Origin of the sequence: Pantoea graminicola (assembly GCF_048452665.1) — a bacterium.
Taxonomy (GTDB): Bacteria; Pseudomonadota; Gammaproteobacteria; order Enterobacterales; family Enterobacteriaceae; genus Pantoea.
This window is the reverse complement of the sequence record NZ_JBLWSJ010000008.1, coordinates 111,643-130,024: the sequence shown is the minus strand read 5'-3', so window position 1 is coordinate 130,024 and position 18,382 is coordinate 111,643. Positions and strand designations below refer to the sequence as shown.

The window sequence follows — 18,382 nt, the reverse complement described above, 5'->3', positions numbered from 1 at the left end:
CGGCTTGCGTCACTAACACGCGCGCATTATGCCATAGCGTGCCAGGCGCTCACCACAGCAGCCACCACTTCGCTGTCGGCATCCAGGCCGGAAATCTCAGCCAGGGTCGCCTGTGGACCTTTTTCTGCCAGCAGCGCGGCCAGCTCCTGCGCCTGCGGGTCCTGATCGCTGTGATAGTGCATTGCAGCAGCAATACCCTGCACCAGGCTGGCGTGTGGCAGACCATACTCCAGCGTCCCCAGAGTTGGCTTAATCAGGCGATCGCCAGCACTCAGTTTACGCAGCGGCTGACGGCCTACGCGCTCAACATCATCTTTCAGATAAGGGTTTTCAAAACGGCCCAGGATTTTGCGGATGTAGGCCGCATGTTTCTCCGCGTCGAAACCGTAACGCTGGATCAGCACCGCGCCGCTCTCCTCCATCGCACCTTTCACCACGGCCCGGATTTTTTCGTCCAGAATGGCGTCACGAATGGTCTGGTGACCGGCCAGCTGGCCAAGATAGGCGGTAATCGCGTGGCCGGTGTTCAGGGTGAAGAGTTTGCGCTCAACAAAGGCCATCAGGTTGTCGGTCAGCTCCATGCCCGGAATGGTGGGCAGGTCGCCTTTAAACTGGGTTTTGTCGACGATCCACTCGCTGAAGGTTTCAACGGTCACTTCCAGCGGATCGCTGCTGCCCGCTTCCGTGGGCGGCACGATGCGGTCGACGGCGGAATCAACAAAGCCGACATGCTGCTCCAGCCAGGCCTGATACTGCTCAGGCAGCGCCTTCAGAACATGCTGTTTCAGCTGACTGGTGCCGCGCACCATATTCTCACAGGCGATGATATTCAGCGGACGGGTCGTGCCGTCATCGCTGCGTTTAGCCAGCCCTTTCGCCACGCTGCCGGCAATGCGCTCCAGGATCTGCGGACCTACGGCGGTGGTCACCAGGTCGACCTCAGACACCAGGGTGACGATCGCCTCGCTGGTGCTGTTAACGGCGCTGACGCCGGTCACGATTTCTGTTCTGGCCTGTTCGCCAACCACATGAACGGGGTACTCATGACGCGCGTTCAGTGCATCCAGCACCGTCTGATTCACATCAGCAAAAACCAGTTCGATACCGGCATCAGCCAGTAATTTGCCGATAAAGCCGCGACCGATGTTTCCTGCTCCGAAATGTAACGCTTTCATAATTTTTGACCCATATCAAATGACGATGGGGCGGGCAAACCCGCCCCGGAAAATCGGGACGGGCATGACCGCCCCAGGGAAAATATCACCACATTATGCGATGGCAGGCTTGCCTGACAGCAGATCCAGCACTTCCTGCACGCTGCTGGTGTTGGCCAGCTTCTCGATCACGCTGTCATCATCCAGCGCATTGGTCAGGCTGGTGATCACCTGGATGTGCTCGTTATTGCGGGCCGCAATCCCGATCACCAGACGCGCCACATCCTCCGGCTCTTCGCCGAACAGGACGCCTGCCGGATACTGGCAGAACACCACGCCGGTTTTCAGCACGCGATCTTTGGCTTCCACCGTGCCGTGCGGCACCGCGATTGACTCACCGAGATAGGTCGGGGTCAGTTTTTCACGCGCCAGCATCGCTTCCACATACTCCGGCTCGACGTAGCCGCCTTTCACCAGCTGTTCACCGGCAAAGCGAATCGCCTGCTCTTTGTTGCTGGCGGTCAGGCCAAGGAAGACGTTATCCGCGCCCAGCTTAAACAGATGCGCGTTACCTTCATCGTAGCTATCGGCCAGCGTCGTCTTCACGGTTTCGCGATGCGCGTCACTGCGGTTAGCCGCCACCAGACGTTCGGTCAGAGTGCTGTAGAGCGCGCTGTCGAGGAAGTTATTCAGCGAGATATGCTGCGCGTGCGGCGCCTGACGGATTGCGCGTTCGGTCAGGTCACGATGCGTAATCACCAGATCGACATCACCCGGCAGGGCGTTAATCGCGGTATTGGTCACCGAGACATTGCGCAGACCGGCATCCTGCACTTTCTTACGCAGCACGCCTGCGCCCATGGCGCTGGAGCCCATACCGGCATCACAGGCAACGATGATTTTACGCACATGATGCAGGTCCACGCTCATGGCGTCGCTGGCAATGGCGGCACCGGGTGCGCTCAGGCCTTTGGACTGCGCTTTCATCTCATGCATGCGCTGGGTCGCGGCTTCGATGTCGTCATCTTCTTTCACTTTGCTGGTTTTCAGCAGGATAGCGGAAACCACAAAGGAGACAGCAAAGGCGGCCGCGATAGCAGCGACGTTAGCGAAGTAGGCGCCTTTTGGCGTCATCGCCAGCACCGCCAGGATAGAACCCGGTGAAGCAGGAGAGACCAGGCCGCCATTCAGGACGGTCAGCGTGAAGACGCCGGTCATCCCGCCCAGGATCACGGCCAGCAGCAGACGAGGCGCCATCAGCACGTAAGGGAAGTAGATCTCATGGATGCCGCCCAGGAAGTGGATAATGGCGGCACCGCCCGCAGACTGTTTTGCACTGCCACGACCAAAGAACATGTAGGCCATCAGCACGCCCATCCCCGGACCCGGGTTCGCTTCGATCAGGAAGAAGATCGATTTACCCGCTTCACTCGCCTGCTGGATGCCGAGCGGTGAGAAGATACCGTGGTTGATGGCGTTGTTCAGGAACAGGATTTTCGCCGGTTCTACGAAGATGGAGGTCAGCGGCAGCAGGTTGTTCTGCACCATCAGGTTCACGCCCGCCGCGAGAATATGCGACAGACCTTCTACCAGCGGGCCAATGGCCAGGAATGCCAGCAGGGCCAGCACCATCCCGATAATACCGGCCGAGAAGTTGTTGACCAGCATCTCGAAGCCGCTTTTGATTTTGCCGTCAATGGCCCGGTCAAACGACTTAATGGCCCAGCCACCCAGCGGACCGGCAATCATCGCCCCCAGGAACATCGGCATATCTGCACCGACAATCACACCCATGGTGGTGATGGCACCGACTACGCCGCCGCGATCTCCGCCCACCAGACGTCCGCCGGTGAAACCGATCAGCAGCGGCAGCAGGTAAGTAATCATCGGGCCGACCAGTTTGGCCAGCGTTTCGTTAGGGATCCAGCCAGTTGGAATAAACAGCGCGGTGATGATACCCCAGGCGATAAACGCCCCGATGTTTGGCATCACCATATTACTCAGAAAGCGACCAAAGCTCTGTACTTTGACCTTCACTGATGAGGACATAAACCCACCCCTTATTGAGACGCGCTGCAATAGGAGAGCGCGTTTGTTTTTGTTTAGCCACCCCGACCTGAAGCCGGTGGTATTACTGTATGCACGCGGACTCTATCACGCGAATCTGGCACTGCGTAGGGCATGACATTAGTGTGATCTGTGTCACTGATTAAGGGGGGCTGCAGGGGTCATTAGCGTGACTCTGATCACAATTAGTGGCGTGAATGCCGCTGTATTGGGCGATTTTTAGTCAGATTTGCCGGTTATCTGTGAGCTGTATCACATCCTGAGAAAGGCGCTTTGTTATAGATATGTGATGAAAGTCACAAAATATTTTTGGTCGAAAATGCGCCAGATCACACTTCATTTTGCGGGTCCTGGCGGCAAAGAGAAAGAGTGGGGAGAGGGGCAGAGAGATCACCTCTGCCCGGAAAGCGGTTTACTGCTGAATGCCACCCTGAACGGCCGCCTGGGCCTGAGGCAGGGCCTGAGCGTTGGCAGAGAGCGTGCTCATCAGCGCATTATATTGCGTAGCCTGATCCTGGGTCGGGAACTGTACGCCGCCATCATTGAAGCTGACCCGGGAGCCCTGCAGTTGCAGGAAGTCGCCGGTCTGCACCGCACCCTGGCTCAGCGCCTGCAGTTTAGGCAGCAGCGGGATCAGCTGATTGGCGGGCACCGTTACCACTTTGTTGTAGGCGGTGTCGTAGACCTTTTTCAGATCATCCGACTGCTTCAGGGCCGCTTTGCTGCTGTCCGCCTGCATTTTGGCGCTTTCAATCTGCTGGGTGACAATCACAAGGGCGCTGTTGGCCTGACGCAGTGAGTCGCGACGGCTGAGATAATCCTGCGGAACACGAATCGCGGAAAGCTCATCCACCACCGGACGCATTCCCTGTTCGACCGCTTTGTTCGCCTGCTGCGAGAAGCCATACAGAATGGCGTAATCGCTGGCGAAGTTGCCAAAGCTCTGCTTCTGGTTTTCGCTGAGGCTGGGAAGATGCTCGCCGCTGCGCATCACGGTATTCTGGAGAAAGTCGATAAATGCTTTACGCTGCTCGCCCTCTTTGTCACCACATGCGGTGAGCTGCAGCACGATCAGCGCGCCAGCGAGCATAATGCCGCCGCGTGCCATGAGGCGTGTAAATCCTGAAGCCATAGGGTCAACTCCTGTCGGTGATACTGTCTGATGTCCAGGTAGGAATGGCCTAAAGAATAGAACAAACCCGCGCCACGGCACAATGTGAAACCGCCGCTAAAACAGGTGCTTTCTGAAATGGCGGTAACAGAGCAGGATCTGCGGCGCGCCCTGCGCGGCTTGCAGGCGTCCCGCTCTCCGGGCGGCGTTTTTCTGGCGGCGGCCCTAAAAGACCACGGCCTGACCATCTTTCCGGCTTTCACTGGCTGCAATATAGAACCCCTGAGGATCGCGCACTATCGCCTGTGCGCCGCCGAAGTTGTAGTTGCTCAGCGGATCTTCCAGCAGCACGTTGTGGCCCATGCGGCGCAGGGTGCTCAGAGTATTGCGATCGAGGGTGGATTCGAAGACCACCTCGCGCCCCTGAACCACCCGCCAGCGCGGCGCATCAATCGCGGCCTGGGGATTCTGCCGGTGCAGCATGATGCGCAGCGCCAGCTGAACGTGCCCCTGGGCCTGCATCGGGCCACCCATCACGCCAAACGCCATCAGCGGCTGGCCCTGCTGATCCCGCGCAAAGGCGGGGATGATGGTGTGGAAAGGGCGCTTACCGCCCGCCACGACGTTGGGATGGGCCGGGTCGCATGAGAAGCCCGCGCCGCGATTCTGCAGGCTGATGCCGGTGCCGGGGACGACCACGCCGGAGCCAAAACCCATATAGTTGGACTGAATGAACGAAACCATCATGCCCTGGCTGTCACCGGCGGCCACATAGACAGTGCCGCTTTGCTGCGGCGAGCCGAAGCGGAAATCGCCTGCTCTGTCAGGATCGATTAGTGCGGCCCGCTGGCGAAGATAGTCCCGGCTCAGCAGCAGCGCCGCCGGAAATTCCAGGTGATCTTCATCGGTGACATAGCGTTCGAGATCGACCAGCGCCAGTTTCATCGCCTCAATCGAGAGGTGCAGCCACTGCGGCGAATCGGGTGCGTGACGGTTGATCTCCCACTCTTCCAGAATCCCCAGCGCGATCAGCGTCGCGATGCCCTGACCGTTAGGCGGCAGCTCCTGGACCGATCCACCGGCAAACGGATGCGACAGCAGCGTAACCCAGTCAGCCCGATGGTTTTTCAGATCCTCCAGCGTCAGGGCGGCGCCATGCTCACGGGCGAAGGCCGCTATCTTCTGCGCCAGCGCGCCACGATAGAAGCTCTCGCCCTGGGTTTCGGCGATCTCCTGCAGGGTGGCGGCCTGCGCCGGATTGCGGAACAGTTCCCCAGCCTGCGGCGGGCGGCCCTGGGGCGCAAAGCAGTCGCTGAAGCCCGGCTGATCCCGTAGTTTGTCGTAGCCGCGCTGCCACAGCTGGCTAATCAGCGGTGAGACCGGAAAACCATCGCGCGCATAATCGATCGCCGGTTGCGCCAGGGTGGTCAGCGGCAGGGTGCCGAAGCGCTGCGCCAGTGAGACCCATGCCGACACCGCGCCAGGAATGGTGACTGACTCCCAGCCGGTTTCCGGCATGGCGTCAAAGGCGGCAAAACGTCCGGGGTGCCAGGCGGCCGGAGCACGGCCTGACGCGTTGAGCCCATGCAGCTCACTGCCATCCCAGACGATCGCAAATGCATCGCTGCCAATGCCGTTTCCGGTCGGCTCCAGTACGGTTAAGGCGATAGCCGTGGCGATCGCCGCATCCACCGCGTTGCCCCCCTGCTGCAGCATACGCAAGCCTGCCTGCGCCGCCAGCGGTTGTGATGTCGCCACCGCATTACGCCCCATCATCGGGACGCGATGAGAGGGGTAAGCGACATTAAAATCTGTTTCACGCATCGCTCTTCCTTGCCGGGATCGGGAGTGTGGGCCGCCGTCTGCGCAACAGTCAGGGAGCGCACTTTTGTCGCGCATAACGCCAGGCGCAGACGGCATAAACGCACCGGAATGGGGCGCCCGCCGTTTCTTCAGGTCCACTGTTGATTAATCTGCTAAAAAAACAGCGTTCAGATTAGCGGATTTTCCTGTCCGGCACCGTGAGCCGACGCGCGGCAACGCTGAAGGGTATGCCAGGATTATTCTTATTTTCATTAGAGCGATGAATATATGTGTTCAGGAAGTAAACCATTGGCGTATATTTTGCACTCATCACTGCAGAGGTGCAGCGCCTCACAGAAATGAGAAGATGCCAGTAAAAAGCATGATGGCTTCCACATAAATCGCAAACACCGATTGATTTTTTTGCCCGCTATGGAGGCGCAAAAATCAACTGCCTCAGCACGTTAGAGGCGCTGGAATTTTTCCGGCAAACCATAGTTAAAAAAATAATTACAAATTGCGCGGCAAATCGTCAGGTCTCTATCCATACTTAGTCTCCCGGCATTTGTTGCATTGACCTGACAACTTTTAAAGCAGTGCACCGCAGGCTGTGTCCCGTAATGGTTTCTCTCATAACAAAAACAAACCCTTGCGGGATCCAGCCTGGAACAGGCCCGGTTTCAGAGTCCTGACTTCAGGCTCGTACCTCTCTACTTTCACGTGCTTCATAGTGAGTTTTAAGGAGTTCTCTATGGAATTAAAAGACCCGATGTTTGAATTGCTCAGCAGCCTTGAGCAGATTGTTTTGACACGTGATGATCGCGCCGCCGAGTTACTTATTCAGCGTCAGCAACCCGCCCAGCCAGAGCCGCAGCGTCTGCGTGAAATGACCGGCATGCAGGTTGATGAGTTTGCGAAAGTAATGGGCGTGAGCGTTTCTTCCGTGAAAAGCTGGGAAGCCCGCCGTACCCGTCCATCTGCGACGGCGCAGAAACTGATGAAGTTATTACATGCCAACCCCTATCTGGGGCGGCAGTTGCTTGAGTGATCAGGCAGCACGAAGGAACCCGCCGCTGGCGGGTTTTTTTATGGATGTCAGAGGCTGTATTTCGCCGCCTGCTTTGCAAACCAGCTCTCCGGCACGCTGTAGGGCGGCTCCCGCAGCTGGGCCAGCCCGCTTTCGATAATCGTCGAAGCCTGCTGCCATAGCTGCGCATCACCCTGTTTCAGTAAGGCGATCTGAATCTGTTTTTCTACCAGGTAAATCCGTGCAAAATCGGGATCGAAACGGACGATCGCGCGGGTGTTGTCGATGATGTCCGCCAGTTTGATGGTCTGCGCCTCGGGACTGGCGCTGGCGGTGTGGCGGAAGTGCGCCACTTTGCGGGCGGCGCGGTTCTTTGCGTTGGCGGGGGCGCTGTCGGTCAGCATCTCCACCAGGCTGGCCACACGCTGACCAAAATGCGCTTCGATATCCTGTTGCGTCGTGGCGGTATCTTCCACCGTGTCGTGCAGCCAGGCCGCCGCTAAGAGCGCCTCGTCGTGACTGACGCTGCGCACCAGCTCTGCGACCGCAGCCGGATGAACGATGTATGGCTCATCGGTATATTTGCGGCGCTGACCGGCCCCGGCATGTGCCTCGGTGGCAAAGCGACGAGCCTGTTCTTCCAGTGAATCCTGCATGCTTTTCCCCCTGGCCAAAAGTTTGCTTGCAATTATCTAGCGCACTATCTATATTCATCAGTATGAACAGTGATCAAGATGACAAAAAAGTGAAACCGATGCCACTGTTGGTCGATCAGCAGCTCTGCTTTGCGCTTTATTCTGCCAACCTGGCGATGAGCAAAGTCTATCGCCAGCTGCTGAGCCAGCTCGATATTACCTATCCGCAATATCTGGTGATGCTGGTGCTGTGGCAAAAAGATGATGTCACGGTCTCGGAGATTGGCGAGCAGCTCTTTTTAGACTCGGCCACCTTAACGCCTTTGCTGAAGCGGCTGGAGAGCGCAGGTCTGATTAACCGGCAGCGCACCCGTCAGGATGAGCGGCAGGTTGCGGTGACGCTGACGGAGACTGGCCGGGCGCTGCGCGCCAGGGCTGAGACCATCCCTGACGCCGTTAAATGTGCCACGGCCTGTGAAGATGAGGCCCTGCTGGCCCTGAAATTACAGCTGGATGGGTTGCGCGACAACCTGAACCAGTCCCGATAAAGATTGCGGTTGGGTGCGCCGCACCCACTGAACCTCACCGCCCGGTTACGGCTAAATAAGTAGCGGGCGATTAAATAGCGTAACGGAGAAATGTCATGTCTTTAGAACAAGTGGTTTACCGCGCCAAAGCCAAAGCAACCGGTGGTCGCGATGGTCGTGCAACCTCTTCTGACGGTGTGCTGGACGTGAAACTGGGCGTGCCAAAAGAGATGGGTGGTGCAGGCGGTGAAGTCACCAACCCTGAGCAGCTGTTTGCTGCGGGTTACTCTGCCTGCTTCATCGGCGCGATGAAGTTTGTTGCTGGTCGTGACAAAATCGCTATGCCAAAAGATGCATGGATCGAAGGTGAAGTGGGCATCGGTCCTATTCCCAACGGTTTTGGTATTGAAGCGACGCTGAACATTCATCTGCCTGGCATGGATGAAGCAGAAGCGCAGAAGCTGGTGGATGCGGCACATATCGTCTGCCCTTACTCAAACGCGACCCGCAACAACATCGACGTCACGCTGAATATCCTCTGCTAAGCGTGCTGCGGGCCTGATACGCAGGCCCGCTTCTTTTCTGCTGCGCACTGCGGCAATGTCCTCCCACGAATCCTCTCATTGTGTAAAAAAAGGCGCTAATCGGGTCATCAGTGATTATTTTCTGGCCTGACAAGAGCGGCCATGCTTTACTGAGCCACCTCGCGTTACAGCCTGTTAGCCCGTTCAGAATTTTCCTTCATCTTTGTCCGGTCCGCTTATTCGGCGAACTCTGTCGCGTTTCGGTAGTCACATAACAAGATTTGGTCAAGCGCTTCACTCCGGAGAAACACCTTTTTTCATGAATTATATTAAAACCCTGTCTCAGCAAAAGTTATCGCTCTTGCTGGCGCTCTATCTCGGTATCTTACTGAATTTACCGATTTTCTATCGCCGTTTTGATGGTTTTCTCAGGCATTCTACGATAACGAACTGGCTGACTGCCGTCACCGAGGTGGTCGCCATTGTGCTGCTGACGTTCTTCCTGATGCGCCTGCTGTCGCTGGGAGGAAAGTGGTTTTATCGCGTGCTGGCCACGCTGATCGTGCTGATTTCTGTCGCCGCGGCCTATTACATGGCGTTTTTTAACGTTGTGATTGGTTACGGTATTGTGGCGTCAGTGATGACTACCGACACCGATCTCTCTAAAGAGGTCGTGGGTTATCATTTCATCCTGTGGATGGTGCTGGTCAGCGCGTTGCCGCTGCTGATGATCTGGCGCAACCGGCTGAGCATGACGCTGAATGAGCAGTTGCGGACGCCGGGGCAGCGCCTGAAACCGACCCTGGTTATGCTGCTCTGTGTCGCGCTGGTCTGGCTGCCCATCCGCTTTTTCGACAAGCTGCAGAAGCACAACGAAGAGATCACCAATATCGATCTGCCGAGCTACGGCGGGGTGGTAGCGCACTCCTATCTGCCGTCTAACTGGCTGGCGGCGGTCGGACTGTTTGCGTGGACCCGCGTGGATGAGTCTCTGAAAAACGAGGAGCTGCTCGATCCGGCGAAGAAGTTTACCTATGTTGCGCCTGCCGGGCTGGACGATACCTATGTGGTGTTTGTGATTGGCGAGACCACGCGCTGGGATCACATGGGGATGCTGGGCTATGAGCGTGATACCACGCCGAAGCTGTCCAAAGAGAAGAACCTGGTGGCCTTCCGGGGTGAGTCCTGTGATACCGCGACCAAACTGTCGCTGCGCTGCATGTTCGTGCGCGAGGGCGGCACCATGGATAATCCGGGGCGTACGCTGAAAGAGCAGAACGTGTTTGCGGTGATGAAAGAGCTGGGCTTTACCTCGGAACTGTTTGCGATGCAGAGCGAGGTCTGGTTCTACGATAACGTAAATGCCAATAACTTTGCTTTCCGCGAGCAGATTGGTTCAGAGAAGCGCAATCAGGGTAAAGCGGTCGATGACATGCTGCTGGTGCCGGAGATGAAAGCGTCACTGGATCGTTTCCCGAAAGGCAAGCATCTGGTGGTGCTGCACACCAAAGGGTCGCACTATCTCTATTCACAGCGTTATCCGCGCAGCTTCGCGAAATATCAGCCGGAGTGCATGGGCGTGGATGAGACCTGTAGTAAAGCGCAGTTGATTAATGCTTATGATAACTCGGTGCTCTATGTCGATAGCATGCTGGACAGCGTGCTGGACCAGCTGCGCGACAAGAAGGCGATCGTCTTCTATGCAGCCGATCACGGTGAGTCGATCAGCGAGAATATGCATCTGCATGGCACGCCGCGTGAGATGGCCCCCCCTGAGCAGTTCCGGGTGCCCATGATGGTCTGGGCGTCTGATAAATACCTGGAAGACAGCCAGAACCGCAGCAACTTTGAGCGTCTGCAGGCGCAGCAGCGTGTAGGGCGTACTCATCGGCATGTTGAGCTGTTCGATACCATTCTGGGTTGTCTGGGGTATACCTCGCCAGATGGAGGCATTAATCCGGCCAATAACTGGTGCCAGGCACCGGATAAGAGTCAGGCTAAGTCGCTGTAGCAGAGGATGAAAAGGCAGCGGCAGGCGGCTGAAGCCCGTTAACCGTGTGCTTTCCAGGCGATCGGCGGCAAAAGCTCAAAAAGCGGTTGACGCTGTTCGGGGGTAGCAGTAACATGCGCCCCCATCGGCGAGTAGCGCAGCTTGGTAGCGCAACTGGTTTGGGACCAGTGGGTCGGAGGTTCGAATCCTCTCTCGCCGACCATATTTAAGAAACCTGTCTGAAAAGACAGGTTTTTTTTCGTCTGCAGAAAAGAGGATTACGGGCAGGCGCCTGGTACTGAGCGGGCTTCAGGAAGCCTGCGCCTTCCGCAAAGACGCAAAACCGCCATCCCTGGCGGGCTCAGCGCGGGCCATCCCTGGCCCGCTATGCTTTGCTACAGGCGCGGGCTCCCTTCGCTTTACGTCCGGCAGAGGCATCAGGTGCCAATACAGACACTTCAGACTAAATCCGTGAGCCTCTTACCGCAGCGCATAATCTAAGGCGCAGGGAACAGGGGCAGAAGAGAAAAGCGTCCAGGGAAGGTTTAAGCGCCTTTCCGATCTGACCGTGTTTCCGGCGCATTCCCGATCCGACAGCCATGCAGGCTCCCTTCGCTTTACATCCGGCAGAGGTTTCAGGTGCCAATACGGACACTTCAGACTAAATCCGTGAGCCGCTTACCGCAGTGCATTCCCGATCTGGCAGCTAGGCAGGATCCCCTGGTGTTATAGTTGACAGAGGTGGCAGGCAATGAAAAAAAGATAACATAATCAATATTTTATCATCCCGCAGCTCACAGGTGTCGTCGGACAAAGGGTCCCGGATTTTCCTGCGTTATCAGGCGGCGGATGTCAACCCCACAACGCCTCTGCCTTTTCCTGAAAGTTCCAGTAAAACCCGTTCGTCACCCGTTTCGCTGATTGACCGCTGTTATGGCCGTTTTCGCGCTGACAGCCCTTGCCACATCAGAGATGCCAGCATAATTCGCGACACGTTCTTCTTATGACCGAAAGCGTCAACATGCTGATTTCTTATACTTACTTACCAGCATATTCCGCTGGATGAACGTCATAACGCACGGTGAATCGTTCAGTTATTCAGCATTTATCGGTGAAATTTTTAAGTTTTTTAGCGGTGAGAATCACTAGCGACAGAGTCGCCGTCCAGCACAATGCACGGAAACCAGGCCTTCTGCGCTGTGCATTGTATGGCTTTCAAGGCAAAACGGTTTTTATTACCGTTGCATGCTATTCCTCACACTCTGTGTAAATAAGTAACCGTTGTATTGACGTTCTTTGCAACTGTTGACAAATTGATGCGTCAATAAACGTGCAGTTACGGAATTTTCTGAATGCCCGGTCGGCATAAGAAAAACAAACAGTATCGTGCGTTTACGCCACCCGTTCGGTGGTCCGCCTGAACCGCATAAAAAAATCAGAGGTCGGGCAATACACACAACATCACATCACAATGGAGCAAAAGCATGATCAACTCCCTGGCTAAATCCGGGATGCTGAAGGTCGGTCTGAGCCTGATTGCTATGACTGTCGCCGCCGGTGTTCAGGCAAAAACCCTGGTTTACTGTTCTGAAGGTTCGCCGGAAGGCTTTAACCCGCAGTTGTTCACCTCGGGCACCACCTACGATGCCAGCTCACGTCAGATCTACAACCGACTGGTTGAGTTCACTATCGGCACCACCGAACTGCACGCGGCGCTGGCAGAGAAATGGGATGTCAGCGAAGACGGTAAAACCTACACCTTCCACCTGCGTAAAGGCGTGAAGTGGCAGACCACTAAAGATTTTAAACCGACGCGCGAATTTAACGCGGATGATGTGGTGTTCACCTTCGAGCGCCAGCTGGACAAAAATAACGCCTACCACGGCGTTTCCGGCGGCAGCTACGAATATTTCGAAGGCATGGATATGCCGAAGCTGATCAGCAAAGTCGAAAAAGTGGACGACCACACTGTACGCTTCGTGCTGACGCGTCCTGAAGCGCCGTTCCTGGCCGATCTCGGTATGGACTTCGCCTCAATTCTGTCGAAAGAGTACGCCGACAACATGCTGAAAGCGGGCACTCCGCAGAACGTCGACCTGAATCCGGTGGGTACAGGGCCGTTCCAGCTGCTGCAGTACCAGAAAGATTCCCGCATCCTGTATAAAGCGAACCCGGATTACTGGGGCACCAAGCCTAAAATCGATCGCCTGGTCTTCTCAATCACGCCAGACGCGTCCGTGCGTTACGCCAAGCTGCAGAAAGGCGAATGCCAGGTGATGCCGTACCCGAACCCGGCTGACATCGCCCGTATGAAGCAGGACAAAAACATCAATCTGTATGAGCAGGCTGGCCTGAACGTCGGTTATCTGTCGTACAACGTTGAGAAAAAACCGCTGGATAACCTGAAAGTGCGCCAGGCACTGACCATGGCGGTCAACAAAAAGGCAATCATCGACGCCGTTTATCAGGGTGCAGGCCAGCCGGCTAAAAACCTGATCCCACCAACAATGTGGGGCTACAACGATGCGGTGAAAGATTACGCGTACGATCCTGAGAAAGCCAAAGCGCTGCTGAAAGAAGCGGGCATGGCGGACGGTTTCTCCATTGACCTGTGGGCGATGCCGGTTCAGCGTCCTTACAACCCGAACGCACGCCGCATGGCGGAGATGATCCAGAGCGACTGGGCGAAGATTGGCGTGAAAGCCAAAATCGTCACCTACGAGTGGGGCGAATATCTGAAGCGTGCTAAAGCGGGCGAGCACCAGACCGTCATGATGGGCTGGACCGGCGACAACGGTGACCCGGATAACTTCCTGGCAACGCTGTTCAGCTGTTCAGCGGCCAAAGATGGCTCTAACTACTCGCGCTGGTGTGATAAATCCTTCGAGGATCAGATCCAGCCAGCCCGCGCCACCGCCGATCAGGCGAAGCGCATCGAGTACTACAAGCAGGCTCAGGTTGTAATGCATGACCAGGCACCGGCGCTGATGATCGCGCACTCAACGGTCTATGAACCGGTCAGCAAGAAAGTCTCCGGCTACAAAGTCGATCCGCTGGGCGGACACTACTTTGCTCAGGTAGACATTAAAGAATAATTGTCGCATTTCCGGGGCGGCTGCGCGTCGCCCCGGCTCTATCTCCCTGTTTTACTGGAAACGGTAGAGGCGCAGCCTGTCTGCGTCGCGGTCGGGCCTACCCGATCGTCAGATGTAAGCAATAACCCCCCTCGCGGCGACGGTCGCGCGGACAAGAGAGAAACCGGATTATGCTGCAGTTCATACTCCGACGTCTGGGCCTTGTCATCCCAACGTTTATTGGCATTACACTACTTACTTTCGCGTTTGTTCATATGATCCCCGGCGATCCGGTGCTGATCATGGCGGGTGAACGCGGTATTTCACCTGAACGTCATGCACAGTTAATGGCGCTGCTGGGTCTGGATCAGCCACTGTGGAAACAGTATCTGAACTACATCAACGGCGTGTTACATGGCGACCTCGGCATTTCACTCAAGAGCCGTATCCCGGTCTGGGATGAGTTCGTGCCGCGCTTCAAAGCGACGCTGGAACTCGGCATCTGCGCCATGATCTTCGCCGTCGCTATCGGCATCCCGGTGGGGGTTCTGGCGGCCGTGAAACGTGGCTCGATTTTCGACCATACGGCGGTAGGCATCTCACTGACCGGCTACTCCATGCCGATTTTCTGGTGGGGCATCATGCTGATCATGCTGGTCTCGGTGCAGTTCAACCTGACGCCGGTGTCCGGGCGGGTGGGCGACAGCGTCTTCCTGGACGACACCCTGCCGCTGACCGGCTTCATGCTGATCGATACCTTCTTCTGGGGCGAGCCGGGTGATTTCCACGATGCGGTCATGCACATGATTCTGCCCGCCATCGTCCTTGGCACCATCCCGCTGGCAGTGATTGTGCGTATGACGCGCTCGGCCATGCTCGAAGTCCTGGGTGAAGATTACATCCGTACGGCGCGCGCCAAGGGCCTGACGCGGATGCGCGTTATCGTGGTGCATGCGCTGCGCAACGCCATGCTGCCGGTGGTGACGGTGATTGGTCTGCAGGTCGGCACGCTGCTGGCCGGGGCGATTCTGACCGAAACCATCTTCTCCTGGCCGGGTCTGGGCCGCTGGCTGATTGAAGCGTTGCAGCGCCGCGACTACCCGGTGGTGCAGGGCGGGGTGCTGCTGACCGCCGTTCTGATTATTCTGGTCAACCTGCTGGTTGATCTGCTGTATGGCGTGGTGAACCCGCGCATACGTCACAAGAAATAAGGGGGCATCATGTCTGTTGTTGAACCCGGCAGCGTTAACGTTGCACCCAAGCCGATGACCCCATTTCAGGAATTCTGGCACTACTTTAAACGTAACAAAGGCGCGGTCATCGGCCTGGTGTACATCATCATTGTGCTGCTGTGCGCCATCTTTGCCGATGTGCTGGCCCCGCACTCTCCTGCGGAGCAGTTCCGCGATGCGCTGTTGCATCCGCCGGTCTGGCAGGAGGGTGGAAGCTGGAGCTACATTCTGGGCACCGACGATGTCGGCCGTGACGTGCTGTCGCGCCTGATGTTTGGTGCGCGCCTGTCGCTGCTGGTGGGCTGTCTGGTGGTGGTGCTGTCGCTGATTTTCGGCGTGATATTCGGCCTGCTGGCGGGCTATCTCGGCGGCGTGGTCGATGCCACCATCATGCGTCTGGTCGATATCATGCTGGCGCTGCCCAGCCTGCTGCTGGCCCTGGTGCTGGTCGCTATTTTCGGCCCGTCCATCGTTAACGCTTCGATTGCACTGACCTTTGTGGCGCTGCCGCACTATATCCGTCTGACGCGCGCGGCGGTGCTGGTGGAAGTCAACCGCGACTACGTGACCGCCTCCGGCGTCGCGGGCGCCGGTATGCTGCGCCAGATGTTCGTGAATATTCTGCCTAACTGCCTGGCACCGCTGATCGTGCAGGCTTCATTAGGCTTCTCCAACGCCATTCTCGACATGGCGGCGTTGGGCTTTCTCGGTATGGGTGCGCAACCGCCAACGCCGGAGTGGGGCACCATGCTCTCCGACGTTCTGCAGTATGCGCAAAGTGCCTGGTGGGTGGTGACCTTCCCCGGACTGGTCATTCTGCTGACCGTGCTGGCATTTAACCTGATGGGCGATGGTTTGCGTGATGCACTCGACCCGAAACTCAAGCAGTAAAGAGGCACCGAGATGGCGTTATTAAATGTAGACAAACTATCGGTGCATTTCGGTGACGAAAAAGCACCTTTCCGCGCGGTTGACCGCATCAGTTATCAGGTTGAGCAGGGCCAGGTCGTGGGCATTGTGGGCGAGTCCGGCTCCGGCAAATCGGTCAGCTCACTGGCGATCATGGGGCTGATCGATTTCCCTGGCAAGGTGATGGCGGAGAAGCTGGAGTTCAACCAGCGCGACCTGAAACGCATCTCCGAAAAAGAGCGCCGCCAGTTAGTGGGCGCAGAAGTGGCGATGATTTTCCAGGACCCGATGACCAGCCTCAACCCCTGCTACACCGTGGGCTACCAGATTATGGAAGCGATCAAGGTGCATCAGGGCGGCAACAAACGCACCCGCCGTCAGCGGGCGATCGACCTGCTCAATCAGGTCGGTATTCCCGATCCGGCGTCGCGGCTTGATGTCTACCCGCATCAGCTGTCGGGCGGGATGAGTCAGCGTGTGATGATCGCCATGGCAATCGCCTGTCGGCCTAAGCTGTTAATCGCCGATGAGCCGACCACGGCGCTCGACGTGACTATTCAGGCGCAGATCATTGAGCTGCTGCTGGAGTTACAGCGTCAGGAGAACATGGCGCTGATCCTGATTACGCACGATCTGGCGCTGGTGGCCGAAGCGGCGCACCACATTATCGTGATGTATGCCGGTCAGGTGGTGGAGAGCGGCAAAGCCGGCGATATCTTTAAAGCACCGCGCCATCCCTATACGCAGGCGCTGCTGCGTGCGCTGCCGGAGTTTGCGGCAGACAAAGCGCGTCTGGCCTCACTGCCGGGCGTGGTGCCGGGCAAGTATGATCGCCCGATTGGCTGTCTGCTGAATCCACGCTGCCCCTATGCGACTGACCGCTGTCGTCAGGAAGAACCTGAACTGCGCACCATTCCAGGACGCCAGTCCAAGTGTCACTATCCGCTGGACGATGCCGGGAGACCAACCTATGAGTCATGAAACCAATAAAGATCAGTTCCTGCTGCAGGCCATCGATCTGAAGAAACACTACCCGGTGAAGAAGGGGCTGTTTGGTCAGGAGCGCCTGGTTAAAGCACTGGATGGCGTCTCATTTAATCTGGAGCGGGGCAAAACCCTGGCGGTGGTAGGGGAGTCCGGCTGTGGCAAATCGACCCTGGGCCGCCTGCTGACCATGATCGAAACGCCAACCGAAGGGCAGCTCTACTGGCACGGTCAGGATCTGCTGAAGCACGATCCGCAGGCGCAGAAGCTGCGTCGACAGAAAATCCAGATCGTGTTCCAGAACCCGTACGGCTCGCTCAATCCGCGTAAGAAAGTAAGCCAGATTCTGGAAGAGCCGCTGGTGATCAACACGCAGCTGACCAAAGCGGAACGCCGCGAGAAGACGCTGGAGATGATGGCGAAAGTGGGCCTGAAGACCGAGCATTACGATCGCTATCCGCACATGTTCTCCGGCGGTCAGCGTCAGCGTATTGCTATCGCGCGCGGGCTGATGCTTGACCCGGATGTCCTGATCGCCGATGAGCCGGTTTCCGCGCTTGATGTCTCGGTACGTGCTCAGGTGCTTAACCTGATGATGGATCTGCAACAGGATATGGGGCTCTCTTACGTCTTCATTTCGCACGATCTGTCGGTGGTGGAGCACATTGCCGATGAGGTGATGGTGATGTATCTCGGCCGCTGCGTCGAGAAGGGGAGTAAAGAGGCGATCTTCTCTAATCCCCGCCATCCTTACACCCAGGCCCTGCTCTCCGCGACACCGCGCCTGAACCCGGACGACCGCCGTGAGCGTATCAAGCTGACCGGCGAACTGCCCAGCCCGCTCAATCCGCCGCCGGGCTGCGCCTTCAATGCGCGCTGTCATCGTCGTTTTGGCACCTGCGTCCAGCTGCAGCCGAAGCTGAAAAACTATGGCGGACAGGAGATTGCCTGCTTTGCTGTGGATCAGGATGAGAATCAGCCAGTGGGTGTGGCAGAGAAGGTCAGCTAAAGGTGTGCGGCCTGTGCGCAGAACGCTTTTAGCGCACAGGCCAGCGGCGATACTGACGCGGTTCCCCCGGCCTGAGGCTCCATTCTGGAGCCTTTTTTTATCTCAACTCAGCGGCAGGCCGCATCACAGGCGGATCGGCGGTGGCGCTGTAACGATGCCGCTCACTCTTTTCTTTAACACGGCTCACCTGATTTTTTTTCGGCTGAGGCTTAACCAGAAAAAAGATAAATACTTTCAATCCCTCAGCAACACGCTTCGCTTTAATTGCGGTCTGCCGCAGGCTTATTTCTTTTTCTGAAGAGATTTCTGTCGGTCTGTCTGGCTGTGCCAGCCGTT

14 protein-coding genes and 1 tRNA gene are annotated in these 18,382 nt (G+C 57.0%); 10 read left to right on the top strand and 5 right to left on the bottom strand.

The features are described 5' to 3' along the window. Window positions 1-26 precede the first annotated feature (26 nt). From mtlD to ACNY69_RS17560, 4 genes are all read right to left on the bottom strand, one after another. Window positions 27-1,175: a mannitol-1-phosphate 5-dehydrogenase gene (gene mtlD / locus ACNY69_RS17575; protein WP_418799361.1), complete on the bottom strand. Its 1,149-nt coding sequence runs from the start codon at window positions 1,173-1,175 to the stop codon at window positions 27-29. 93 nt (window positions 1,176-1,268) lie between these two features. Continuing rightward, the gene (locus ACNY69_RS17570) at window positions 1,269-3,203 is read right to left on the bottom strand and encodes a PTS mannitol transporter subunit IICBA (protein WP_418799359.1); all 1,935 of its coding nucleotides are present in this window, start codon (window positions 3,201-3,203) and stop codon (window positions 1,269-1,271) included. A 430-nt stretch (window positions 3,204-3,633) separates the two neighbouring features. Continuing rightward, window positions 3,634-4,353: a DUF3053 domain-containing protein gene (locus ACNY69_RS17565; protein ID WP_111141307.1), complete on the bottom strand. Its 720-nt coding sequence runs from the start codon at window positions 4,351-4,353 to the stop codon at window positions 3,634-3,636. A 204-nt stretch (window positions 4,354-4,557) separates the two neighbouring features. Next, window positions 4,558-6,156 (bottom strand): gamma-glutamyltransferase family protein, encoded by a 1,599-nt coding sequence (locus ACNY69_RS17560; protein WP_367395964.1) that lies wholly within the window; start codon window positions 6,154-6,156, stop codon window positions 4,558-4,560. Between the two features lie 730 nt (window positions 6,157-6,886). Between ACNY69_RS17560 and ACNY69_RS17555 the strand changes: the two genes are divergently transcribed. Beyond that, the gene (locus ACNY69_RS17555; RefSeq protein ID WP_010257438.1) at window positions 6,887-7,183 is read left to right on the top strand and encodes an HTH-type transcriptional regulator; all 297 of its coding nucleotides are present in this window, start codon (window positions 6,887-6,889) and stop codon (window positions 7,181-7,183) included. Between the two features lie 47 nt (window positions 7,184-7,230). On the opposite strand, the gene ACNY69_RS17550 is transcribed toward ACNY69_RS17555, so the two are convergent. Beyond that, window positions 7,231-7,818 carry an HD domain-containing protein gene (locus ACNY69_RS17550; protein WP_418799356.1) on the bottom strand — a complete coding sequence of 196 codons (588 nt, stop codon included), beginning with the start codon at window positions 7,816-7,818 and terminating at the stop codon, window positions 7,231-7,233. Window positions 7,819-7,880: 62 nt separating this feature from the next. Here ACNY69_RS17550 and ACNY69_RS17545 point away from each other — a divergent pair, with 62 nt between their 5' ends. The 9 genes from ACNY69_RS17545 to dppF all read left to right on the top strand — a co-directional run bounded on the left by ACNY69_RS17545 (window position 7,881) and on the right by dppF (window position 18,046). After that, the gene (locus ACNY69_RS17545) at window positions 7,881-8,345 is read left to right on the top strand and encodes a MarR family winged helix-turn-helix transcriptional regulator (RefSeq protein ID WP_111141304.1); all 465 of its coding nucleotides are present in this window, start codon (window positions 7,881-7,883) and stop codon (window positions 8,343-8,345) included. Between the two features lie 95 nt (window positions 8,346-8,440). Next, window positions 8,441-8,869, top strand: coding sequence for an organic hydroperoxide resistance protein (locus tag ACNY69_RS17540; protein WP_111141303.1), 429 nt, complete (start codon window positions 8,441-8,443; stop codon window positions 8,867-8,869). A gap of 298 nt (window positions 8,870-9,167) precedes the next feature. Next, window positions 9,168-10,859 (top strand): kdo(2)-lipid A phosphoethanolamine 7''-transferase, encoded by a 1,692-nt coding sequence (gene eptB, locus ACNY69_RS17535; RefSeq protein WP_111141302.1) that lies wholly within the window; start codon window positions 9,168-9,170, stop codon window positions 10,857-10,859. 125 nt (window positions 10,860-10,984) lie between these two features. Then, a tRNA-Pro gene (locus ACNY69_RS17530) sits at window positions 10,985-11,061 on the top strand. Between the two features lie 1,261 nt (window positions 11,062-12,322). Further along, entirely contained in the window at window positions 12,323-13,933 is a 1,611-nt protein-coding gene (gene dppA, locus ACNY69_RS17525; protein ID WP_111141301.1) for a dipeptide ABC transporter periplasmic-binding protein DppA, read from the top strand. A 170-nt stretch (window positions 13,934-14,103) separates the two neighbouring features. Continuing rightward, complete coding sequence (gene dppB, locus ACNY69_RS17520; RefSeq protein WP_111141300.1) at window positions 14,104-15,123, top strand: dipeptide ABC transporter permease DppB; 1,020 nt, start codon at window positions 14,104-14,106, stop codon at window positions 15,121-15,123. Window positions 15,124-15,132: 9 nt separating this feature from the next. Next, the gene (gene dppC, locus ACNY69_RS17515; RefSeq protein ID WP_293770676.1) at window positions 15,133-16,035 is read left to right on the top strand and encodes a dipeptide ABC transporter permease DppC; all 903 of its coding nucleotides are present in this window, start codon (window positions 15,133-15,135) and stop codon (window positions 16,033-16,035) included. 12 nt (window positions 16,036-16,047) lie between these two features. Next, window positions 16,048-17,034 (top strand): dipeptide ABC transporter ATP-binding protein, encoded by a 987-nt coding sequence (dppD, locus tag ACNY69_RS17510; RefSeq protein WP_111142070.1) that lies wholly within the window; start codon window positions 16,048-16,050, stop codon window positions 17,032-17,034. After that, window positions 17,024-18,046, top strand: coding sequence for a dipeptide ABC transporter ATP-binding subunit DppF (gene dppF, locus ACNY69_RS17505; RefSeq protein WP_111142069.1), 1,023 nt, complete (start codon window positions 17,024-17,026; stop codon window positions 18,044-18,046). The genes dppD and dppF overlap by 11 nt, the downstream gene beginning before the upstream one ends. Window positions 18,047-18,382: the final 336 nt, after the last annotated feature.